Source organism: Streptococcus sp. HSISS3 (genome assembly GCF_000448605.1).
GTDB lineage: Bacteria > Bacillota > Bacilli > Lactobacillales > Streptococcaceae > Streptococcus > Streptococcus raffinosi.
This window is the reverse complement of sequence record NZ_CM002130.1, coordinates 150,127-171,395: the sequence shown is the minus strand read 5'-3', so window position 1 is coordinate 171,395 and position 21,269 is coordinate 150,127. Positions and strand designations below refer to the sequence as shown.

Sequence of the window (21,269 nt, the reverse complement as noted above, 5' to 3'; positions counted from 1 at the left end):
TATGACTCCCATTGCACATCATTAACACTATTGCTATAATTGTAATTATCAAATTTTATAATCAACTCAAACGGAGGTTAAAAACATGAATCAAAAAGATTGGATTGATTTTTTCCAGGCAGTTAACGGACGCAATCCAAGTATCCAAGAGATGGCTGACGCAGCCAAGAGAGGCGAATTTGTCCGAGAAAGCTCTAAAAGACAGGAACAACCTGTTGAGGTAAAAAAAGCTGAGGAAACGGTAGAAATCAAGGAACCTTTGGCACCTGTCGAACCAGCCAAAACTGAAAAAACAGTAGAAACGACACTCCCTAAAGAAGCCACAGAAAGTGTTGAACCTGTCGTTGAGAGCTATGATGTCGCTGAAGAACCCTTAGTTGATTCTAGTATTGAAGAAAGACAAACTTTCCAAACTCCTAACCTAGGTCAAGAAGCTCCAACAGCTAACTTTCAAGCGCAAGTAAATCCAATACAGGGCACTACTAATAAGTCTTTAAATTCCTTTGCAGAGCAAGCTAATGCAAGCTTCCAACAAACAAATAGCACCCTCAACCAGCCTTGGAAGAAGCCAGAAAAGAAATCCCCAACAAACCTCATCATGATAGCCATCGCTACCATCCCTGTTATCCTTTGGGCTCTTGGAATGTTCATACTTGGAGTTGTTGGAGACGAGTCTAGTATGGGCTTGGGTTTGGCATTTTGGACTTTGGTTGTGGGGCTACCAGCAATCATTATTGACATCCTACCAGCACTTCTAAACAAAACAGATAAGAAATGGCTAATCTTTGTTTTCTCAATACTATTAAGCTGGACTTTCCTTGGATGGATCATCTTACTCATTGTTTCCATCAACATGAATAAGGAAGCAGAACGTCTTAAACAGCAACAAATGATGATGCAGATAACGGGAGAACTCGGAAACACTGCTACCTATAATTCCTTCCAAACACAAGCAAGGACGGCTCAACAATTCCAAGATGCTTCGTTTGGCCCTAACTCAAATCCAAATAACACTAACTAAATTTCCTTAGTTGACACAAAAAACCTAGAAAAGTGAAAACTCTTCTAGGTTTTTATTGTTTATTTCTTAAAATCTTAGTAACCCATCATACCTGGATCCATAGCTGGCGCTGCTGGAGCCTCTGGTTCAGGCTTATTAGCAACGACTGCTTCTGTTGTCAAGATAAGACTAGCTACAGAAGCGGCATTTTGAAGGGCAGAACGTGTTACCTTAACTGGGTCAATGATTCCTGCTTCAACCATATCTACCCACTCACCGTTGGCAGCATTAAAGCCTGTACCAACTGGACTATTCTTCAATTTATCAATGATAACTGAACCTTCATAACCAGCATTGAAAGCAATTTGACGAACTGGTTCTTCCAAGGCACGAAGAACAATGTTACGTCCTGTAGCGTCGTCACCTTCAAGGTCAAGTTCAGCTACCTTAGCAATAACATTGACTAGAGCTGTACCACCACCAGCTACGATACCTTCTTCAACAGCGGCACGAGTGGCATTAAGGGCATCTTCGATACGAAGCTTCATTTCTTTGAGGGCTGTTTCAGTGGCTGCACCAACTTTAACGACAGCAACCCCACCTGACAATTTAGCCAAACGTTCTTGAAGTTTTTCACGGTCAAATTCAGAAGTTGTTGTTTCCAATTGAGATTTGATAAGGTTGACACGGTTGGCAATAGCTTCTTGGCTTCCTGCCCCTTCAACGATAACTGTGCTATCCTTTTCAACAGTTACTTTTGATGCTTGACCAAGCGCTGCCATAGTCGCATCCTTAAGCTCAAGGCCAAGGTCTTCTGTGATGACAGTTGCTCCTGTCAAAACGGCAATGTCTTCCAACATCGCTTTACGACGGTCACCAAAGCCAGGAGCCTTAACAGCTACGACATTGAAAGTTCCACGAATCTTGTTAAGAACAAGGGTTGGAAGAGCTTCACCATCCACGTCATCAGCAATAATCAAAAGTGGACGGCTTGTCTTAAGCACTTCTTCCAAGAGTGGAAGAACATCTTGGATATTTGAAATTTTCTTGTCAGTCACAAGGATAAATGGATTATCAAGGTCAGCTACCATTTTTTCATTGTCAGTCACCATGTATTGAGAAAGATAACCACGGTCAAATTGCATACCTTCGACCACTTCCAGTTCTGTCTCCATACCACGAGACTCTTCAATAGTGATGACTCCGTCATTACCAACACGTTCCATAGCTTCTGAAATGTATTCACCAACTTTTTCAGAGCGAGATGAAACCGCTGCGACTTGAGCAATAGCTTCCTTATTGGCAACTGGTTGGGCAATGGCTTTAAGCTCTTCCACAGCTGTAGCTACAGCTGCTTCAATCCCACGACGGATACCAATTGGATTAGCACCAGCCGTTACGTTTTTGAGCCCTTCACGGACAATAGCTTGTGTCAAAACGGTTGCTGTGGTTGTTCCATCACCGGCAATATCATTCGTTTTTGAAGCCACTTCGCTAACGAGTTTGGCCCCCATATTTTCAAAGTGATCTTCAAGTTCAATTTCTTTAGCGATTGTCACACCATCATTAGTGATAAGAGGTGATCCAAAAGCCTTTTCCAAAACAACATTACGACCCTTAGGGCCAAGCGTTACCTTAACTGTATCAGCTAAAGTATCAACACCACGCACCATTGCTGCGCGTGCATCTGATGAAAATTTAATATCTTTTGCCATAGTTACTCCTTCTTTATCTTAGTTTATATTCTGATTAGCAAATGCCTAGGCTAGGACTGCTAAAATATCTGCTTCACGAATAATAGAAACGGAATCATCACCGTCTTTAACAGTGACACCTGCACCATTTTCGACAAGGACTTTTTCGCCTGCTGCAACACTAGGTGTAATCAATTCACCAGTAAGCGTACGAACGCCTTCACCTACTGCCAAAACCTCTGCAGTCTTTGTAGCTTCATGACTAGCTCCTGCCAATACAAAGCCACTGGCTGTTTTTTCTTCTGTTTCTTCAAAACGGACGACGATGCGGTCGCCCAATGGTTTCAATGCCATACCAATTACCTCCAAATGTTATTTCGTATAAGTAACGTTTTAAACGTTGTTTTTAGCACTCATACACGATGAGTGCTAATCTATATATTCATTTTAGCACTTGGTCAAAAATAGTCAAGAAAAAACTACCCAAAACATAAACTTTGGATAGTTTCTTTTCTAATCTCTTAACCAAGTACCAAGGCGTCGTCATTGAGGACCTGTCCACTATTTTTATGGAAGAGATCCATAAGTTCTGCCACAGTGAGGTTTTTCTTTTCTTCACCACGCACATCTACTACGATCTTACCATGATAGAGCATAACTAGACGATTTCCATATTCGATGGCATGTTCCATATTATGGGTAATCATGAGGGTCGTTAACTCTTGTTCTTCGACAATCTTGCGAGTTAGATGCATGACCATGTCACTTGTCTTAGGATCTAGCGCCGCAGTATGTTCATCTAAGAGCAAAATCTTTGGACGGACTAGGGTTGCCATAGCAAGTGTTAAAGCCTGGCGTTGACCACCTGACAAGAAATTGGCATCGGTCTTCATACGATTCTCAAGACCAAGACCAAGGTCTACCAAGGCTTTCTTGAAAAGTTGGCGTTCACTTTCGGTGATTGACTTTTTAAAGAAGCTACGTTTCTTACCACGACGGTAGGCAATCGCCATATTTTCTTCGATAGAAAGGTTGGTCGCTGTCCCCATTCGAGGGTCTTGGAAGACACGGCTAATATCCTTAGAACGCACATCTACAGATGCTTTCTTAATAGACTGCCCTTCTAATAAGATATCTCCCTCATCAATGCTGAGGACACCAGCGATGGAATTCATCAAGGTTGATTTACCAGCACCATTTCCTCCGATAACAGAGATAAAATCTCCTTGTTCGATGTCAAGATCCAAACCACGTAGGACGTGATTTTCATTGACTGTCCCTTTTTCAAATGTTTTATGAATCTTTTGTAAACTAAGCAAAGCCATTACTTGTCACCTCCTGGAGTCAATGATTTATTGGGCTTGATTTTCAATTTTCCTCGCACTTCAGGTACATAAAGAATGATAGAAAGCAAGATAGCTGAGGCCAATTTCAACATCTGTGCGTCAACGTTCATAGCAAGGATGATAACCAAAACCAAACGATAGAGAACAGCACCTAGGACAATTGACCAGAGACGTTTGCCAAGTGGTAAGTACTTAACAATAACTTCAGCCAGGATGATAGCAGCCAAGCCGTTTACGATTGTACCAGTACCCATGTTCATATCTGCATAGCCATTATTTTGGGCTAAGAGGGCACCTGAGAGGGCAATCAATCCATTAGAAATCATGTAGCCAAGAATTTTCATACGGTCTACCTTGATACCATTGGCTTCACCCATAGCAAGGTTATCACCGGTCGCACGAAGAGCTAGACCAACCTGCGTATTGAGAAGAACAACCAACATGAGCACGACTAGGCTAACAAAGATAAGCCCGAGTAGAATGACACCATTTAACTTAGACAAACCAAGCCCCATAACCATGGTCACGAGCGTGTTATGCCCTGCAAGAGAGACGTTGGCGCTACCAAGAACCAAAAGGTTAACTGAATAGAGACCGGTCAAGGTGATGATCCCCGTTAAGAGAGCCGGTATTTTCATTTTGGTATGCATAAATCCAGAAACAGCTCCTGCAAACATACCAGCTACAAAACCACCAATAGTCGCAAAGATTGGGTTAATCCCACGGATAATCATGATAGTTGTTGTCGCAGCACCAAGTGGGAAAGCCCCTTCAGCTGTCAAATCAGCAAGGTCCAAGATACGGAAGGTAATGAACACCCCAATGGCCATAATGGCCCAGAGAAGACCTTGAGAAATAGCTGTCAACACCACATTCGATAAACCATTTTTAGATGATTTCTTCACTTGAAGCTTGATGACACCCTTGTCTTTTTTAGCGATAGGTTTGTCATCTTTCATTGCAGAATTAGATTCCTCATCACTAATACTAGACATATCAATACCGAGTTCCTTGGCCATGTCATGGTTAATCACAACATTCAAGGTCTTAGGATATTCGGCATCTACATCCTTGATTTTCTCACCTCGGATAACACGACCTGCCAACTTACCGGTTTGGCGACCAAGTGCTTCATAGTTCGTTCCGTAGGTAAAGAGAACACCTTTTTCAACACTTCCAGCATCACCACCGACAACTGGTATCTTCGTCTCCTTCGAAAGGTCGACCAAGGTATTGATTGCACTAACAATGGTATTGTCAGTCGGGATAAAGATAACTTCTGTCTGACTCATTAAGCTCTTGGCTGTATCTTGGATATCATTGGTTGATGAAATTCCCTTAACAACTGTCTCTATACCAGCTTTCTTGAAGTATTTCTTGGCTTCTTCAACCTGAACTTCTGAATTACGCTCACTAGTCGTGTACATAATCCCAACTTTTTTAGTGTTCGGAAGGACCTTTTTCAATAATTCAACTTGTTTATTGATAGGTGACATATCACTCGTTCCGGTGACATTGCTACCAACATTGTCCATAGACTTAACCAACTTAGCTGAGACTGGATCCGTAACAGCTGTAAAGAGAATGGGTTTATCCTTTGTCAAACTACTCAAAGACTGGGCCGCAGGGGTTGCGATAGCCAACATGAGATCGTTATCTTCAATGAGCGATTGAGAAATCGTCTGTAAGTTAGACTGATCTCCTTGCGCATTTTGATAATCAATCTTGATGTTCTTACCATCGACATAGCCTTCCTTTTTGAGTTCTTCAATGAACCCCTTACGTGCTGCTGACAAGGACGGGTGCTCCACATATTGGAGAACACCAACGTGAACCATTTTTTTGTTAGAAACATTGGAACATGCAACCAAGAGGACAGCTGTGAGAACAGCCATCATACTGACCAAGAATTTCTTCATCTTGTATACCTCTATTTTTTTATTCTATCTATTTTCGATTCCTTTTTCTGAAGCGGTCAGACTACAAACATGCGTCTTCGTCGTTTCATTGTTTACTTCAAGGAAGCACTTTCCCAAGTCATCCATCAAGTAAACACTGGCACGCTTTACATCTCAGCGACAAGTAACCAAGATATAGAAAATGCGTGTGGTAAAAAGAGATATCAAAAATAGACCACGGCATGGAAAAACCAGCTAGGACAGGCCCAACTGGTTTTCTGCATCTTGACTAGCATAAGCTAGCTTATGTCACCGGTTAGACCTATTCATCTAATCGGCTAATCCACCACAAAATGCTTTAGCTTCATAGATACAAACTGACTGACGCTTGTATCCTGAAACACAAACGTCCTATCTAAAGAAACTAAAGTAATAAAAAGCTTTAAGATTTCCCAAATGGGTCGCTTTATTAAGCATGTGATGCCTCCGTAGTTAAGATAGTTTTAAGTTTACACTATTTAGACAATTCTGTCAAATTGGAATTTGTCTCCTTCTCCTTTCTTAACCATATTTACACTTAAGACAAAAAATCTCTTCCTGCTCCTGCAAGAAAAGATTTTTTAAAGATTAAGCATTTTGTTCTGTTGTCAAGATAGCGAGTGTTTCAATCAAGTTATCTGCGTTAACTTCAATAGTATCACCAGTTGCCTTAATTTTAACTTCAACAACACCTTCGCTGGCTTTTTTACCAACTGTCACACGGATTGGAAGTCCGATGAGGTCACTATCAGAGAACTTAGAACCGACACGTTCGTTACGATCATCTGTCAAGACATCATAACCTTCAGCCATAAGAGCAGCTTCCAAACGTTCTGTCAAGGCAGTTGCTTCCTCGTCTTTAGTGTTAACCGTAATCAAGTGAACATCATAAGGCGCCAATTCTTTAGGGAAATTAATACCCCAAGCATAACGGTATTGACCTTTTGGAGTCTTGTTAACAAAGAGACGTGCATGTTGCTCGATAACCGCTGATAAGATACGGCTAACACCGATACCGTAACATCCCATGATAATTGGAACTGCACGACCATTTTCGTCAAGAACATTAGCCCCCATACTTTCTGAGTAACGCGTACCAAGTTTGAAGATATGGCCGATTTCAATACCACGCGCAAACTTAAGAACTCCTTGACCGTCTGGAGAAATCTCACCTTCTTTGACTTCTCGAATATCCACGTATTCCGCCTTGAAGTCACGCTCTGGGTTAACTCCTGTCAAGTGGTAGCCATCTTCGTTAGCTCCAGCGACAGCATTAGCCACATCTTGAACCTTACGGTCGGCAATGATACGAATATCGTCAGGAAGGTTGACCGGACCAAGAGAACCAAAGTTAGCACCAAAGACTTGACGAGCCTCGTCTTCTGTAGCTGGTTCAAGGAAGTCCGCTGCAAGGAAGTTCTTCAACTTCACATCATTAACATGATCATTACCCACGAGGAGGGCCACTACAGGCTCATCATCCGCCACAAAGAGTAAGGTCTTGATAGTTTGTTCTTCTGGAACATTCAAGAAAGCAGCAACTTCATCAATTGACTTGCAATTTGGTGTTTCAACACGAGTCACTTCTTCTTGCGTCACAACCTTGGTCGCTGGTGTGTAGGCATTTGTTGCCATCTCAAGGTTAGCGGCATAGCTTGATTCTGTAGAGTAAGCAATCGTATCTTCACCTGATACCAACCATGATGTCAATTCATGCTTGATGTCTTCCATGACATCTTCTGGGATTTCATCTAATGAAGCGATTGACTTGTCAAGAACGACCCAACGATCAAGGTCTGTACGCTCAGGAGTAACCGCCATGAATTCTTGAGAATCCTTACCACCCATGGCACCACCGTCACCGATGATACCCTTAAATTCAAGACCAGCACGTGTGAAGATAGCCTCATAGGCCTTACGGTAGTCTTCATAAGTGACATCCAAATCTTCATAGTTTTGGTGGAAACTATAGCCATCTTTCATGATAAACTCACGTGTACGGAGAAGACCGTTACGTGGACGTTTTTCATCACGATATTTAGATTGGATTTGGTAGAGGTTAAGTGGCAATTGCTTGTATGATTTAACCGCATCACGAACCAAGGCTGTGAACGTTTCTTCATGAGTTGGACCTAAGATAAAGTCAGATTTATCACGGTTTTTCAATTTATACAGGTCTTCACCATAGGTTTCATAACGGCCTGATTCACGCCACAAATCTGCTGTCAAAAGCGCTGGCGCCAACATTTCAACCGCACCGATTTTTTCAAATTCCTCGCGCATGATCGCTTTGAATTTTTCAATAGCACGATTTGCTAATGGCATATAAGCGTAAATACCAGCAGAGACCTGACGCACGTAACCCGCACGTACCATAAGGGCATGACTGATAACTTGAGCATCACTTGGCATTTCACGAAGTGTTGGAATCAACATTTTACTTTGTTTCATCATTTACATACTAAGGAGCTGGCCCTTGGGTCAAGTCCCTTAGACTTCCTTTCATTTCATTTTTTGTTTCTAATTAAAAGAAAGCACGTATAATATCATTCCAAGTGACTGCAATCATGAGGACGACCATGACCGCAACACCTGCAAGTGTGATATAGCTTTCAATTTCTTGATTAAGGGGTTTACGACGAATGGCTTCAATAAGGTTCATGACAATTTTACCACCGTCAAGGGCTGGAATTGGAATAAGATTGAAAATTCCCAAGTTAATAGAGAGCATTCCCATAAGATTGAGAATATCAACCAACCCATTTTCAGAAGCTTGAGCAGACATCTGGAAGATGGCAACAGGTCCACCGAGCTTGTTCAAACTAAAGTGGGTAATAAGGCCCTTCAGCGCCACAAGAATGGTTGTTGTCCCTTCCCAAGCCATTTGGAAACCACCAAAAATCTTATCTTTAAGACCTGTCTTTAAGGCAGGAGAGACACCCAAAAGATAGCTACCTTGGCTCTCCTTCGGTTTAATAGAAACTGTTTCTTCCTGACCACTACTTCTCTTAACTGTCACAGAAAGGCTGTCACCTTTGGAGAATTTTTGAGTATTACTTGTCAAAGCTGCTTTTAAACTATCCCAATCCGTAACCTTGTCCTTATTGATAGCCTCAATGGCATCTCCATTTTTCAAGCCTGCCACCTGAGCAGCACCACCATCTGCCACTTGAATACGGTTGGTTGATGTGTCGTGGACACCTCCTTGAACAAAGGCTAAGATAATAAAAACAAGCACTCCAAGAATGAAGTTATTCATAGGACCAGCAAAGTTGGTTATTAAACGTCCCCAAATGCTAGCATTTTGATATTGGACGTCCTTTGGAGCGATACGAAGTTCTGTACCATCTTCCTCAACAATAGTAGCATCATGGTCAACGTCATAAGTCTTGGTTTCATCTAGAACTAGACCAGTAATGGTCAACTTATCTTCTAAATCATAGGCAGTGACATTCATAGGCAAAGCCGTCTGGTCAACCTGACGATTAGAAAGATTAATACGCCTTACCTTACCATCAGTCCCAATCGTTAGACTGGCAGGGCTACCCGTCTTAATCTCAGTTGTATCTTCACCCCAACCAGCCATACGGACATAACCACCCAAGGGGAGGATACGAACAGTATAAACGGTACCATCCTTACCAGTGTGGGCAAAGATTTTCGGTCCCATTCCGATGGCAAATTCACGAACCAGAATGCCCGAGCGTTTGGCAAAGAAGAAATGACCAAATTCATGGAAGACGACAATTACACAGAAAATCAGTAAAAAAGTAATAATAGCTTTCATTTAGACACCACCACCCTTAAAAAAGTCCTAGGAAGTGCATAATTGGGAAAACGACAATCCAGCTATCACAACGGTCCAAAATACCACCGTGCCCAGGAATGAGATTTCCTGAGTCTTTAACGCCGAAATGACGTTTAATAGCTGATTCCACCAAATCACCAAATTGACCGAAAATACTAAAGAGAATCGTACAGATAAGCAACCAGAAGAAGTTGTGTGGAGCATAGACTCCATGGTTAATCAAACCAAAAACAAGTGCTACAATGATTGCTGATAAGATACCACCAACACTACCTTCAATGGTTTTGTTTGGTGATACTTTTGGCAATAACTTATTCTGACCAAATTGACGCCCAAAGAGGTAGGCTCCAATATCTGTCGCCCAAACAATGAAAAGCGCAAAAAGAACTTTTTCCCAACTATCCAAACGTGCCGCAATAAGATTTTGGAAACCGAAACCAACATAAAAGGCAGATGCGATCGGATAGGCTGCATCGTCAAAAGAATAGTGGTCGCTATTAAGGACAATCCCTGCTAAAATCAAAAAAGAAATAATAGCAAAGCCTGTCACACTGGCATTTGTCGGAAGACTGACAAAGTAATGGTCAATCGGCACTGCCAAAATAAAGGCTGCCAACATAGACAAAATACCTTCGATAGAGAAAATCTCCAAGTGCTTCATACGAAGCATCTCAGACACTGCAACCATGGCCATAGCCCCAACCAAAAGCTGGAAAGGAAGACCACCGATAAAGAGCAATGGGAGGAAAATGGCTGCTGCCACACCCCCACCAATTAAACGTTCTTGCATGAGAGGTCCTTTCTAGACACCACCGAAGCGACGGTGACGTTTATTGTAGTCAGAGATGGCTTGGCGTAGCCCTTTCTGGTCAAAATCTGGCCAGAAAACATCTGTGAAGTAGAACTCACTGTAGGCAGACTGCCAAGGTAAGAAATTACTTAGACGAAGCTCCCCACTCGTACGAATAATCAAATCCGGATCACGGTAGAGGTACGGCAACTTATCCGTCATCAAATGCTTTGCAATAAGATCTTCATCAATAGCCTCAGAACTAAGTTTACCTGCTTCAACTTCTTTAGCAATGGCTTGAACAGCAGACACAATCTCCGCACGGCCACCATAATTAAGCGCAAAGTTAAGAACCAGACCTGAATTATGTTTAGTCTGCTCAACCGCCTTTTCAAGAGCCTCCAAAGTTTCCTTAGGTAGACGACTATTATCCCCAATCGTCAAAATACGAACATTGTTTTTGTCTAATTCTGGTACATATTTGTTAAAAAATTCAACTGGCAAATTCATGATGAATTTTACTTCATCTTGTGGGCGTGACCAGTTCTCCGTTGAAAAGGCATAAACCGTCAACACCTTGACTCCAAGTTGTGACGCTTCGATGGTTACCTTTTGCAAAGCATCCATCCCAGCCTTATGACCCATCACACGTGGTTGCAGACGCTTTTTAGCCCAACGGCCGTTCCCATCCATAATAATACCAATATGGTTAGGAATCTTGTCTAGAACCTCTTGATGAGATTTTTTTCAAATTTAAACATGGAATATCCTCTAAATATAGTTTACCCTTTATTTTACCATATTTTTAGGGGTTCTGAACAGTTTTTAACACTAGGGAGATTAGAAAACGTAAAAAGAGGCTGGAACAAAAGTCGCCAACCTCTGAATTGGAATTATAACTTCACAACTTACTTTTCATCAGAAGACTCAATGGCTGAATCTTCTTCAATGACAGTCTCTTCACTAGTTTCTGTTTTTTCTAAACTTGGTGCAGGCGTAATCACTTTCATGATTGAACGGCTCAAATCGAAGGTCAAGAAAACACCTTCAGCATCCAAAACGATACGATTATTTTCTTTATCAACCTCATCAACGATAGCAATTAAACCACCAATTGTTTCAACTTCAGCACCTTTAGCAAGACCTGAAAAGCGGTCTTCTTGAGCTTTTGCCTGACGACGACGGCTATAAGCGATGTAAGCAATAAATGCAATCACATAAATAGCAAGAATAGGTATTATTTTCATATTTCGTGTTCCTCCAATAATTCACTTGGCTACTACTATATCAGATTAAAGCAGGACAAGCAAGGCAAATCTTTAGACAAATCACATAAAAACACTTTCCATTCTGAGGAAAGTGTTTAATCACATTACAAGTCTGCTACGTTATGATAAACTTTTTGAACATCGTCATCTGCTTCAAGTGCATCAACGAGTCCTTCAAAGACCTCAAGGTCTTCACCTTCGAGAGTAACTTCAGATTGTGGAATCATTTCAAGTTCAGTGACTTGGAATTCCTCTTGACCATTAGCACGGAGAGCTTCCAAAGCTTTGTGAAGGTCTGTTGGTTCTGTGTAAACAGTAATTGTTCCATCTTCTGCTTCTACATCTTCAACGTCTACATCTGCTTCAAGCAACTGCTCAAAGATAGCGTCTGCATCTTCGCCAGCAAATACAATAACACCTTTTTTATCGAACATGTATGATACTGAACCTGAAGCACCCATGTTACCACCGTTTTTACCAAAGGCAGTACGTACATTGGCAGCTGTGCGGTTAACGTTTGAAGTCAAAGTATCTACGATGATCATAGAACCATTAGGCCCAAATCCTTCATAACGCCCCTCAACGAAAGTTTCATCTGTGTTACCTTTGGCTTTATCAATGGCCTTATCAATAACGTGTTTTGGCACTTGTGCTTGTTTAGCACGTTCCAAAACGAATTTCAAAGCTGAGTTTGATTCTGGATCTGGTTCACCTTGTTTAGCAGCTACATAGATTTCAACACCAAACTTAGCGTAAACCTTTGAGTTAGCACCATCTTTAGCAGTTTTCTTAGCAACGATATTAGCCCATTTACGTCCCATGGGATTCACCTCTTCTAAGAGATGTTCTGACATCTCTGATTTGTTTTTTCTTTTTTGAAAATAGCAAAACACGCTAAATTCACAATCCCTTACATTATAGCACTTTGACTGCCGTTAGTAAAATTGAAATAAAGACGAACCACTTAGCTTACAAAACATCTACTCATCACTCTCTCCCAAACGAACAATCTTATCAAAATATAGTTCATTTCCCTTTATAAGATGGTGGGTAACCGTGATAAAAGTGATATCGGGATCACTTAATAATTGGTACTCAATACGAGTAGCATTATCATGGTCAAGATTTGCAGTAGCTTCATCAAAAATCACAACTGAACTTCCTTTTAAGAATGCTCTTATAAGACCTATTCTTTGTTTTTGTCCCTCCGAAAAGCTTCCATCATTTACTTGCTCATCTATACGACTTAGGAAAGATAAAAGATTAACTCTTTCAAGAGCTTCCTTGATGTGCGTATCAGTAATAGCATCATTCCAAAGAGTTAGATTATTCCTCAAGGTGTCATTATAAATATGGGTTTGACTCCCAACATAGGCACATGAAGACACGATTGAATTCTCATCAATCTCTTTTGACTCCAATTTTCCAAACAAGATTTTTCCTTCATAATCTTTAAGATTTCCTAGGAGCAAATTAATCAGGGTTGACTTCCCACTACCTGAGCATCCAGTAATAGCGTATTTACCTCCCTCTTTAAAGGTTTGAGTGAATCCCTTAATAATAGCATTTTCTCCAAAAGAATAACGCACATTCTCAAAATTAATATCCTGAAAAATAGGTAGGTCAGACTTTGAGACCGTAGGATAATCTTCGAATTTTCTTAAGATAGGTTCAACAGACTTAATGGTTACTTGTAGCTGATTAATAGTTGATAGAGAGTTAAATATGTTACCTGAAATCTGACCCACAGAAGCAATGGTACCTACAGCAATATTCCCAAAAATAATTAACAAACCGGTTAAGAGTAGTATCAACATCTGAGCGATGACTGAAAACAAGGACATCAGAGTCTCTGTACTAGTGCTCCTTTTTGTATAAATGATTTTCTGGGAAATATAGTCCTCAACAATAGATTTCACTTGTCTAAGAAAAATATGTTTACGACTGGCGTAATAAACATCTGCATATCCATATAACTGGTCACTTATTCCTGAGACAAGTTCCTCATTCGCTTTGGAAAATCTCTCCATTGCTTTCTGCATTTTAGTGGCAAATGGTTTAGGAAGATAAGTCAGGCACAAAGTTAATAAAATGACTAACAGAACAATCCTTACATCATAACTTAATAAGGCGATAATCGAAAATAAGGTAGTAAAAACCGTTGAACAAAGGATATAAATACTTGTAAAGCCGTTCGATTCAATCAATTGAATATCATTATTTAATACTGAGAGATGTTCTCCAATATCAATCTTTCTGAATTCACTAAAAGAATGATGAGTAATTTTACTAAGATAAGATTGCCGAATCACCAAAGACATCTTCTGAATTAATTTTGCCTGATGAACTGTGATAATATAATTCAAAACTAAATAAATAACGTAAAGTCCTACCTCCAGACCTAATAAGGCCAAAAAAGATTGGATTTGCTTTGATACCAGCTGATTAGTCATTAAAGCTAAAGTAACCGAAGCACTCACAAAAATAGCGGCATTCAGCGCTAACAGTAAGATATGAACTAAGTTTTCATACTTGTATTTAAGAATATGGGTTCTCATAGACTTCCTCACAATCTACATCACCTTAGTATATAGCTAGTTGGATAAATCGAAGACATTGGAATACCTTGTATCCATTGAAATTTAAAAACCATAGTGATGTTGTACTATGGTCTTAGTTTATCCTATTTTTTTGCTCATTCTATAAAATTGTCATATAGTGGAATTCAGCAACTCTTGATACTCCGCATCCTTCATAAGCAATAACTTTTCTGCACCTAAATTTCTAAGTGTTTCTAAACACCCCTCAATTAGATTTCTTCCTTCAGCAACTTCACCCGACTTTATCAAGTAGAACCCCATTACAAATATCAACTCATGTCTTTCATATAATAAAACCTCAGGAATTCCAATATCATTGACTAAATCTAAATAGTATTTCGCAGAATCTAATTCATCACGTCGTAAAAATTCATAAGCTGCATTAATGAGAAGACTAAGTCGAACTCTTTGATTTGAGTCGCTATTTCCAAAAAGGCTAGTTCTATACACTATCTCCTTGGTCAAAATATTAAGTGTCTGGGTGGAAATAAATGACATACTATTTCCGAATATGATTAACTCTCTTTTTCCCCATTGTTCAATGCTAAAAAGATAGTCTGTTAACTCCCTTATCTTATTTTCATCAACTTCTTTATTGGAAACACTTGCCGAAAAAGATTCTAGCATAATACTGTTATAGAGAAATGATTTTTCTTGTGTGAGCTCAAATTTATGACGCTCTTCTCCTGCATACTTCTGTAACAATAAAACATCGTTTTGATAATACGCCTTACTAGCATTTTCTAATAACTTTTCGGTATGAGTTGGATTATCTTGATATAAAATGCCATAGAACTCTTCAATACTGACATCCAACTTATCTAACAAAAGAAAAAATCTAGATAATGAGATATCAGATTCTCCACGTTCAAACTTGGATAGGAAAGATACTGATAAATAATCACTAGCAAGTTCTTTCAATGTTAAATTCTTTGATAAACGAATTTTTTTCAATAAAGCACCCATTTCCGTAGGTCCAATCATAATCCATCCTCCTATGATGAATTAATTATAGCAACAATCATCCCTAAATTAAAGAGTCATAAAACCCAACTAGCCGGTTCAAACATGTTTAAAACAAAAATCGTAAATTAACCTACAAGAAATAATTAATGGAGAGTTTTAGCCTACAAATGGATAAAAAAAGACCAGCCAAAGCTGATCTTATCTGATAATTACAAGCGAGCGTTAAGTTCTGCTCCAAGTTCTTCAAATCCTGGTTTTCCAAGAAGAGCAAACATGTTTTTCTTGTAAGCTTCTACACCTGGTTGGTTAAATGGATTAACAGCATTCAAGTATCCTGAAAGAGCAATCGCAATTTCAAAGAAGTAGATGATGTAACCCAATGTAAAGGCATCTTGTTCAGGGATAGTGATGAACATATTTGGCACGTCACCATCTGTGTGAGCAAGAAGAACACCGTCTGTTGCTTTTTTGTTAACAAAGTCAACATCTTTACCTTGGAGGTAACCAAGTCCATCAAGGTCTTCTTCCAATTCAGGAATAATCACGTTCTTACGTGGTTTTTCCACACGAACAACTGTCTCAAAGAGGTTACGTGTACCTTCTTGGATAAATTGTCCAAGAGAGTGCAAGTCTGTTGAGAAGTTTGCTGATGTTGGGTAGATACCTCTTTGGTCTTTACCTTCAGATTCACCAGCCAATTGTTTCCACCATTCTGAGAAGTATTGAAGTGATGGTTCGTAGTTAGCCAAGATTTCAGTTGTGTAACCTTTACGGTAAAGGATGTTACGAAGTGCAGCGTATTGGTAAGCTTCGTTTTCAGAGATTTTAGATGAAGAATACTCTTTACGTGCAGCGTTAGCACCTTCCATAAGGGCTTTGATATCAGCACCTGAAGCTGCGATTGGCAAGAGACCTACAGCTGTCAATACTGAGAAACGTCCACCGATGTCATCTGGAACAACGAAAGTTTCCCAACCATTAGCATCTGCTTCAACTTTAACTGCACCTTTTTGGCGGTCAGTTGTTGCGTAGATACGTTTGTTTGCTTCTTCTTGACCGTATTTCTTAACAAGGAGTTCCTTGAAAACACGGAAAGCGATAGCTGGTTCAGTTGTTGTACCTGATTTAGAGATAACGTTAACTGAGAAGTCTTTATCTTCAACATACTCAAGCAAGTCTGCAAGATAAGTTGATGAAATTGAGTTACCAGCGTAAACGATTTGTGGTGCTTTGCGTTCTTCTTTTGTTTGAAGGTTAGCAAAGTGATGATTCAAGAAGTCAATGGCTGCTTTGGCACCAAGGTAAGAACCACCGATACCGATAACAACCAAAACATCGCTTTCTTCTTTGATTTTTTCAGCAGCTTTCAAGATACGATCAAATTCTTCACGATCGTAGTTTTCTGGAAGGTCACGCCATCCAAGGAAGTCTGCCCCTGGGCCAGTTCCTTTGCGAATCATTTCGTCTGCTACTGTTACTTGTGCTTGAAGGTTGTCCACTTCGTGTGGTGCTACAAATTTATCCAAAACTTTTGAATAATCAAATGTAATATGAGCCATTAGTCTCTCCTTATAAAAATTCAATTATAGCTTCTAGTTTACTCTTTTATTTGTCTTTTGACAATGTTTTTTACCCTTATTAGGTCATAATAGGATACAGTTTCTACTTAAATGTTAATTCTGCTTCAAGACCGTAGTGGTCACTTACCAAAGGTTGATTATTGCCGTCAAAAATGACACTAAGTCGGTTGACTGTCCAATCTTGGCTAGCAAAGACATAATCGATACGTAAAGGCTCTTCATTGCCCTTCCAGCCATCGATACCTGGTCCAACTGTATAGCTACCAGTTGTTTCTTTAGCTACTTCAAAACTATCTTGAAGATTGAGCGAGCTAGCCAAGATGGCTTGATGCCCTTCGCGACCTGCTGGGTTATTAAAGTCACCTGCTAGGATGAGCGGTTTCCCAATAGCTTTGAAACGTTCCTCAATACGTGCCCACTCTTCTTGGAAACCTTTGTCCCACCATGAAAGGTGAACACTAGCAACAGCAACTTCTCGGCCATCTACAGTAGTTTCAGCAACTGCTACACGGCGTGTATGGTAGTCAGTTGGATCATCAACATCTGAAACCAAGATTTCGCTCGCTGTCAATGGTTGACGTGACAAGACGGCAACCCCCTCATTAAGGTGATCATAACCAATGTGATTGTAGGCCCAAGTCCAATGGTATTGAAGCCCTTCTTCAGCTAACTTTTCCACAAGAAGACGGACAAAGTGATCTTGGTGGATTGGTGTTGCTGATGGAAGTGCATGATAGTAAGCATCCGTGTCTACAACAGAAGTCTCTATTTCTTGGTTAACTTCCTGGAAGCAAATAATATCATACTGAGCCTTTAGGATTTGTTCCTTTAAGGTTTGGAACTTTCCTTCTGCATCTTCTTCCATCCAACTGTGAGTATTTAAAGTTAGAAATTTCATAAGTTTATCCCTCTTCTGACTTGCATCTAGAAATGACATAGGGTCATTTACAAACAAAACAGCCCAAGGGCTGTCTGCTTGTTTATCGTTTAGCAAATTAAAGTTCTACTTTTGCAACTGGAGCGTTAGCAGCCAATTTACCTGTATGTTCTACTTTAACTGATTTAATTGCATCTGCATTTGTAAAGACAACAACTGTAGATGTTGCACGACCTGCTTCACGGATAGCATCAAGGTTTGCTTCAACCAAGAGATCACCTGCAGCAACTGTTTGACCTTCAGTAACTTTAACGTCGAATGGTTTACCTTCAAGACTAACAGTGTCAAGTCCGATGTGAACCAAAACTTCAAGACCATTGTCAGTTACCAAACCAAGAGCGTGTTTAGTTGGGAAGATACTTGTCACTTTACCAGCTACTGGTGAAACGATTTTACCGTTTTCTGGTTCTACAGCGAAACCGTCACCCATCATTTTTTGTGAGAATACTGGGTCTTTAACATCTTCGATATTGATAACTTGACCATCAGCGACTGAATGCACTTCATCAGTAACACCTTTGAATTTAGCTTCTGCTTTTTGAACAGCAGTCATTTGACTTGGAAGTGTTTCAGGGATAACTTCACCTGAATCAAGTACATCTTGGATATCAGATTTCAATACGTCAGCTTTAGGACCGTAGATAGCTTGGACACCTTGACCTTTCATAACAAGACCCATAGCGCCTTCAGCTTTCCATTGAGCTTCAGTTCCGACTTTTTCAGCGTCTTTAACAGTAACACGGAGACGAGTCATACATGCGTCAACATCGACGATGTTAGCTCGTCCACCAAGAAGGTTGATAATGTTGATAACTTGTGAACTTGCTGAGCTTGTTCCAGCACCTGCTGATCCAGCAGATTCTGCAGGAGCATCATCGTTTTGTTCATAGTTACCGTTACGTCCTGGTGTTGCGTAATCAAATTTCTTAATCATGAAGTTAGCGATGAAGAACATGATAACACCAAAGAGTACAGTTACCCAAATGAAGTTAACGATATCCATCGCCAAACCAGCGTTAATAGCGAGTGGTGTACGTGTCAAGAATTCGATAGAACCGAATGAGTGAACACGGAGGTGAACGATATCAGCCATTGCAAAGGCAGCACCTTGTACAAATGCGTAAATGATGTAAAGTGGAGTAGCCACGAACATGAACATATACTCGATAGGCTCTGTTACCCCTGTCAAGAATGTTGCAAGCGCAGTGGCAGTCAACATACCTTTGTACTGATGTTTCTTATCATCGTCAACGTTACGATAGATAGCTACGACCATACCCATCAAGATACCAAATGAACCAATCATTTGACCAACTTTGAAACGAGCTGGTGTGTAGGCTTCAAGAAGGTGTTTGTATTGATCTGGGTGAGCACCTTTAAGGTTAGCAAGGTCAGTAACCCATGCGAGCCAGAGTGGGTCTTGACCCAAAACTTTAGTACCTTTTGCAGCACCAGTCAAGACTTCATAAGTACCACCCAATTGAGTGTAGTTAATTGGGATAGTCAACATGTGGTGAAGACCAAATGGCAAGAGAAGACGTTCCAATGTACCGAACAAGAACGGTGCCAAAATTGGAGCAGTTTCTTTTGAGTTGGCAATCCACATACCAAAACCGTTGATTCCAGATTGGATAACTGGCCATACAATGGCAAGAACGATAGCTGCAATAGCTGAACGAAGAATGACTACGAATGGTACGAAACGTTTACCATTGAAGAATGACAAAGCTTCTGGCAATTTACGGAAGTTATAGTATTTATTGAAGGCAGTAGCTCCGATGAAACCAGAGATGATACCTACGAACACACCCATGTTAAGGGCTGGAGCTTCCATAACACTGATGAAGTAATCAGATACCTTGATTGATTGACCAAAAACGGTGTGGACTGTAGCAGCTTTATCAGCAAGAATATCCGAAGTGACACCAAAGATTGAACCAGTCATGCGGTTAATCAGGATAAAGGCAAGACCTGCTGCAAAAGCACCTCCTGCACGTTCCTTAGCCCAACTACCACCAATGGCAAGGGCAAACAAGATGTGAAGGTTACCGATAACCCCCCAACCAATTTGCTCAAGAAATCCACCTGTAATAACGAGTGGTGCCACGTTTGGATTAATCATGGCAATCGTTTTACCGATAGAGATCATAAGACCTGCTGCTGGCATAACCGCGATAACAACCATGAGGGCTTTACCGAATTTCTGCCAGAACTCAAAGCCAAATTTTTCTTTTAGCTTATTCATTTCATTTCCTCCTACTTTTGATGCAAACGTTTGCATACCTTATGTAATTATTATAGCATCTTTTACTGATTTGTAAAGCGCTTTCCTTAACTTTTTTTGATTTTTTTAAAAAAAGTTAAAACCCCAGTAAAACCGGGGCTTTTGATACGTATTAAGCCATCAAAACCATGAGAATAGGAATCACCACCATGGTTGCAAGTGTTGTCTCCGTCACCATGACTGCAGCGTAATCACTATCTGCTCCGTAGAGTTTGGCAACCACAGGTGCATTGGTCATAACAGGCATAGCGGACTGGATGATAAAGACTTGCTTCATCAAAGTTGGTAAGGGTGACCAATAAACGATGGCAGCCATCAAAAGTGGGGCAACCACAAAGCGACCAAGCAGAATTAAGACTTGATCCTTTTTAAGAGTCAGTTGCTTCACACCTGCATTGGAGACCGACAAACCAATAAATATCATAGATAAGGGAGTGGTTAAACTACCTAGATACTGCAAATCACTGGCTAGAAAAGCGGGGAACTTAATATGTAGAATAACGATAAGAAGCCCCAGCATAAAGCCCATCAAAGGAGGTGAAAACACCTTTTTCAAGCTTGTTTTTAGGTCAAACTCAGCTTCTCCTTCACCATCACGCTGGATGAGATAGGTCCCCAAGGTCCAGAAAAAGGTCGTATTACACATGTAATAGATCAAAACATAGGGAATACTAGCATCTCCAAAAAGGGCCTGATTGATGGGAAGCCCCACGAAAATCGTATTGGAATTAAAAAACATGGAAATAAAGAGGCCACGGCGGTCCTGTCTCACGGCAAAAATCCTAGCCACGGCTGTCGCAATACCAAGTAAGATAACCATAGATAGCGCTGGAAAACGTAAATCTGGCAACATTTTTAGGAGGTCAGCCGCTGTGAAACGTTGCGTGATGGTATAAAGCATATAGCAGGGCAAAGCAATTTGAGTAACCAACTTAGCGATTAAACCACGCGACTTGTCATCAAACCAGCCCTTTTCACCCATGACGAAGCCCACTAAAATCATACCCAAGATGACTAGGATTCCAGATATACTTGTTAAAAAGATTTCCATGTTTTCTC

17 protein-coding genes are annotated in these 21,269 nt (G+C 40.5%); 1 reads left to right on the top strand and 16 read right to left on the bottom strand.

The annotated features are described in order from the left end of the window. Positions 1 to 85 precede the first annotated feature (85 nt). Positions 86 to 1,021, top strand: a complete 936-nt coding sequence (locus tag HSISS3_RS00900; RefSeq protein WP_021151382.1) for a superinfection immunity protein — start codon at positions 86 to 88, stop codon at positions 1,019 to 1,021. 74 nt (positions 1,022 to 1,095) lie between these two features. Here HSISS3_RS00900 and groL read toward each other — a convergent pair whose 3' ends face one another. The 16 genes from groL to HSISS3_RS00820 all read right to left on the bottom strand — a co-directional run bounded on the left by groL (position 1,096) and on the right by HSISS3_RS00820 (position 21,261). Further along, positions 1,096 to 2,715, bottom strand: coding sequence for a chaperonin GroEL (groL, locus tag HSISS3_RS00895; RefSeq protein WP_021151381.1), 1,620 nt, complete (start codon positions 2,713 to 2,715; stop codon positions 1,096 to 1,098). Between the two features lie 45 nt (positions 2,716 to 2,760). Next, positions 2,761 to 3,048: a co-chaperone GroES gene (groES, locus tag HSISS3_RS00890; RefSeq protein ID WP_021151380.1), complete on the bottom strand. Its 288-nt coding sequence runs from the start codon at positions 3,046 to 3,048 to the stop codon at positions 2,761 to 2,763. A gap of 167 nt (positions 3,049 to 3,215) precedes the next feature. Beyond that, positions 3,216 to 4,019 carry an ABC transporter ATP-binding protein gene (locus HSISS3_RS00885; RefSeq protein ID WP_021151379.1) on the bottom strand — a complete coding sequence of 268 codons (804 nt, stop codon included), beginning with the start codon at positions 4,017 to 4,019 and terminating at the stop codon, positions 3,216 to 3,218. After that, positions 4,019 to 5,959, bottom strand: coding sequence for an ABC transporter substrate binding protein (locus HSISS3_RS00880; protein ID WP_021151378.1), 1,941 nt, complete (start codon positions 5,957 to 5,959; stop codon positions 4,019 to 4,021). Before HSISS3_RS00880 ends, HSISS3_RS00885 begins: the two co-directional genes overlap by 1 nt. A 606-nt stretch (positions 5,960 to 6,565) precedes the next feature. Continuing rightward, positions 6,566 to 8,428 carry a proline--tRNA ligase gene (locus HSISS3_RS00875; protein WP_134954270.1) on the bottom strand — a complete coding sequence of 621 codons (1,863 nt, stop codon included), beginning with the start codon at positions 8,426 to 8,428 and terminating at the stop codon, positions 6,566 to 6,568. Between the two features lie 73 nt (positions 8,429 to 8,501). Next, complete coding sequence (gene rseP, locus HSISS3_RS00870; RefSeq protein WP_021151377.1) at positions 8,502 to 9,764, bottom strand: RIP metalloprotease RseP; 1,263 nt, start codon at positions 9,762 to 9,764, stop codon at positions 8,502 to 8,504. Positions 9,765 to 9,780: 16 nt separating this feature from the next. Further along, a complete protein-coding gene (locus HSISS3_RS00865) occupies positions 9,781 to 10,575 on the bottom strand; it encodes a phosphatidate cytidylyltransferase (RefSeq protein ID WP_021144944.1) in 795 nt (264 codons plus the stop codon). 12 nt (positions 10,576 to 10,587) lie between these two features. Next, a complete protein-coding gene (locus HSISS3_RS00860) occupies positions 10,588 to 11,292 on the bottom strand; it encodes an isoprenyl transferase (RefSeq protein WP_051176034.1) in 705 nt (234 codons plus the stop codon). A 191-nt stretch (positions 11,293 to 11,483) separates the two neighbouring features. Next, positions 11,484 to 11,822 (bottom strand): preprotein translocase subunit YajC, encoded by a 339-nt coding sequence (locus tag HSISS3_RS00855; RefSeq protein ID WP_004183800.1) that lies wholly within the window; start codon positions 11,820 to 11,822, stop codon positions 11,484 to 11,486. A 125-nt stretch (positions 11,823 to 11,947) separates the two neighbouring features. Beyond that, entirely contained in the window at positions 11,948 to 12,664 is a 717-nt protein-coding gene (locus tag HSISS3_RS00850) for a YebC/PmpR family DNA-binding transcriptional regulator (protein ID WP_021144941.1), read from the bottom strand. 159 nt (positions 12,665 to 12,823) lie between these two features. Beyond that, positions 12,824 to 14,401, bottom strand: coding sequence for an ATP-binding cassette domain-containing protein (locus tag HSISS3_RS00845; RefSeq protein WP_021151376.1), 1,578 nt, complete (start codon positions 14,399 to 14,401; stop codon positions 12,824 to 12,826). Positions 14,402 to 14,554: 153 nt separating this feature from the next. Then, positions 14,555 to 15,427 carry a helix-turn-helix domain-containing protein gene (locus HSISS3_RS00840; protein ID WP_021151375.1) on the bottom strand — a complete coding sequence of 291 codons (873 nt, stop codon included), beginning with the start codon at positions 15,425 to 15,427 and terminating at the stop codon, positions 14,555 to 14,557. Between the two features lie 191 nt (positions 15,428 to 15,618). Then, a complete protein-coding gene (locus HSISS3_RS00835; protein WP_021151374.1) occupies positions 15,619 to 16,968 on the bottom strand; it encodes a glucose-6-phosphate isomerase in 1,350 nt (449 codons plus the stop codon). Between the two features lie 103 nt (positions 16,969 to 17,071). Continuing rightward, complete coding sequence (locus HSISS3_RS00830) at positions 17,072 to 17,887, bottom strand: endonuclease/exonuclease/phosphatase family protein (protein WP_021151373.1); 816 nt, start codon at positions 17,885 to 17,887, stop codon at positions 17,072 to 17,074. 97 nt (positions 17,888 to 17,984) lie between these two features. Then, complete coding sequence (locus tag HSISS3_RS00825; protein WP_021151372.1) at positions 17,985 to 20,171, bottom strand: PTS transporter subunit IIBC; 2,187 nt, start codon at positions 20,169 to 20,171, stop codon at positions 17,985 to 17,987. A gap of 151 nt (positions 20,172 to 20,322) precedes the next feature. Then, the gene (locus HSISS3_RS00820; RefSeq protein WP_021151371.1) at positions 20,323 to 21,261 is read right to left on the bottom strand and encodes an AEC family transporter; all 939 of its coding nucleotides are present in this window, start codon (positions 21,259 to 21,261) and stop codon (positions 20,323 to 20,325) included. Between the last annotated feature and the right edge of the window lie 8 nt (positions 21,262 to 21,269).

Excerpts from the sequence above, each read along its gene's own strand:
- rseP (WP_021151377.1), bottom strand. The coding sequence starts at position 9,764 with ATGAAAGCTATTATTACTTTTTTACTGATTTTCTGTGTAATTGTCGTC.
- HSISS3_RS00820 (WP_021151371.1), bottom strand. The coding sequence starts at position 21,261 with ATGGAAATCTTTTTAACAAGTATATCTGGAATCCTAGTCATCTTGGGT.
- HSISS3_RS00900 (WP_021151382.1), top strand. The coding sequence starts at position 86 with ATGAATCAAAAAGATTGGATTGATTTTTTCCAGGCAGTTAACGGACGC.
- HSISS3_RS00880 (WP_021151378.1), bottom strand. The coding sequence starts at position 5,959 with ATGAAGAAATTCTTGGTCAGTATGATGGCTGTTCTCACAGCTGTCCTC.
- HSISS3_RS00830 (WP_021151373.1), bottom strand. The coding sequence starts at position 17,887 with ATGAAATTTCTAACTTTAAATACTCACAGTTGGATGGAAGAAGATGCA.
- HSISS3_RS00885 (WP_021151379.1), bottom strand. The coding sequence starts at position 4,019 with ATGGCTTTGCTTAGTTTACAAAAGATTCATAAAACATTTGAAAAAGGG.
- HSISS3_RS00875 (WP_134954270.1), bottom strand. The coding sequence starts at position 8,428 with ATGAAACAAAGTAAAATGTTGATTCCAACACTTCGTGAAATGCCAAGT.
- HSISS3_RS00845 (WP_021151376.1), bottom strand. The coding sequence starts at position 14,401 with ATGAGAACCCATATTCTTAAATACAAGTATGAAAACTTAGTTCATATC.
- HSISS3_RS00840 (WP_021151375.1), bottom strand. The coding sequence starts at position 15,427 with ATGATTGGACCTACGGAAATGGGTGCTTTATTGAAAAAAATTCGTTTA.
- HSISS3_RS00825 (WP_021151372.1), bottom strand. The coding sequence starts at position 20,171 with ATGAATAAGCTAAAAGAAAAATTTGGCTTTGAGTTCTGGCAGAAATTC.
- HSISS3_RS00850 (WP_021144941.1), bottom strand. The coding sequence starts at position 12,664 with ATGGGACGTAAATGGGCTAATATCGTTGCTAAGAAAACTGCTAAAGAT.
- HSISS3_RS00855 (WP_004183800.1), bottom strand. The coding sequence starts at position 11,822 with ATGAAAATAATACCTATTCTTGCTATTTATGTGATTGCATTTATTGCT.
- groES (WP_021151380.1), bottom strand. The coding sequence starts at position 3,048 with ATGGCATTGAAACCATTGGGCGACCGCATCGTCGTCCGTTTTGAAGAA.
- groL (WP_021151381.1), bottom strand. The coding sequence starts at position 2,715 with ATGGCAAAAGATATTAAATTTTCATCAGATGCACGCGCAGCAATGGTG.
- HSISS3_RS00835 (WP_021151374.1), bottom strand. The coding sequence starts at position 16,968 with ATGGCTCATATTACATTTGATTATTCAAAAGTTTTGGATAAATTTGTA.
- HSISS3_RS00865 (WP_021144944.1), bottom strand. The coding sequence starts at position 10,575 with ATGCAAGAACGTTTAATTGGTGGGGGTGTGGCAGCAGCCATTTTCCTC.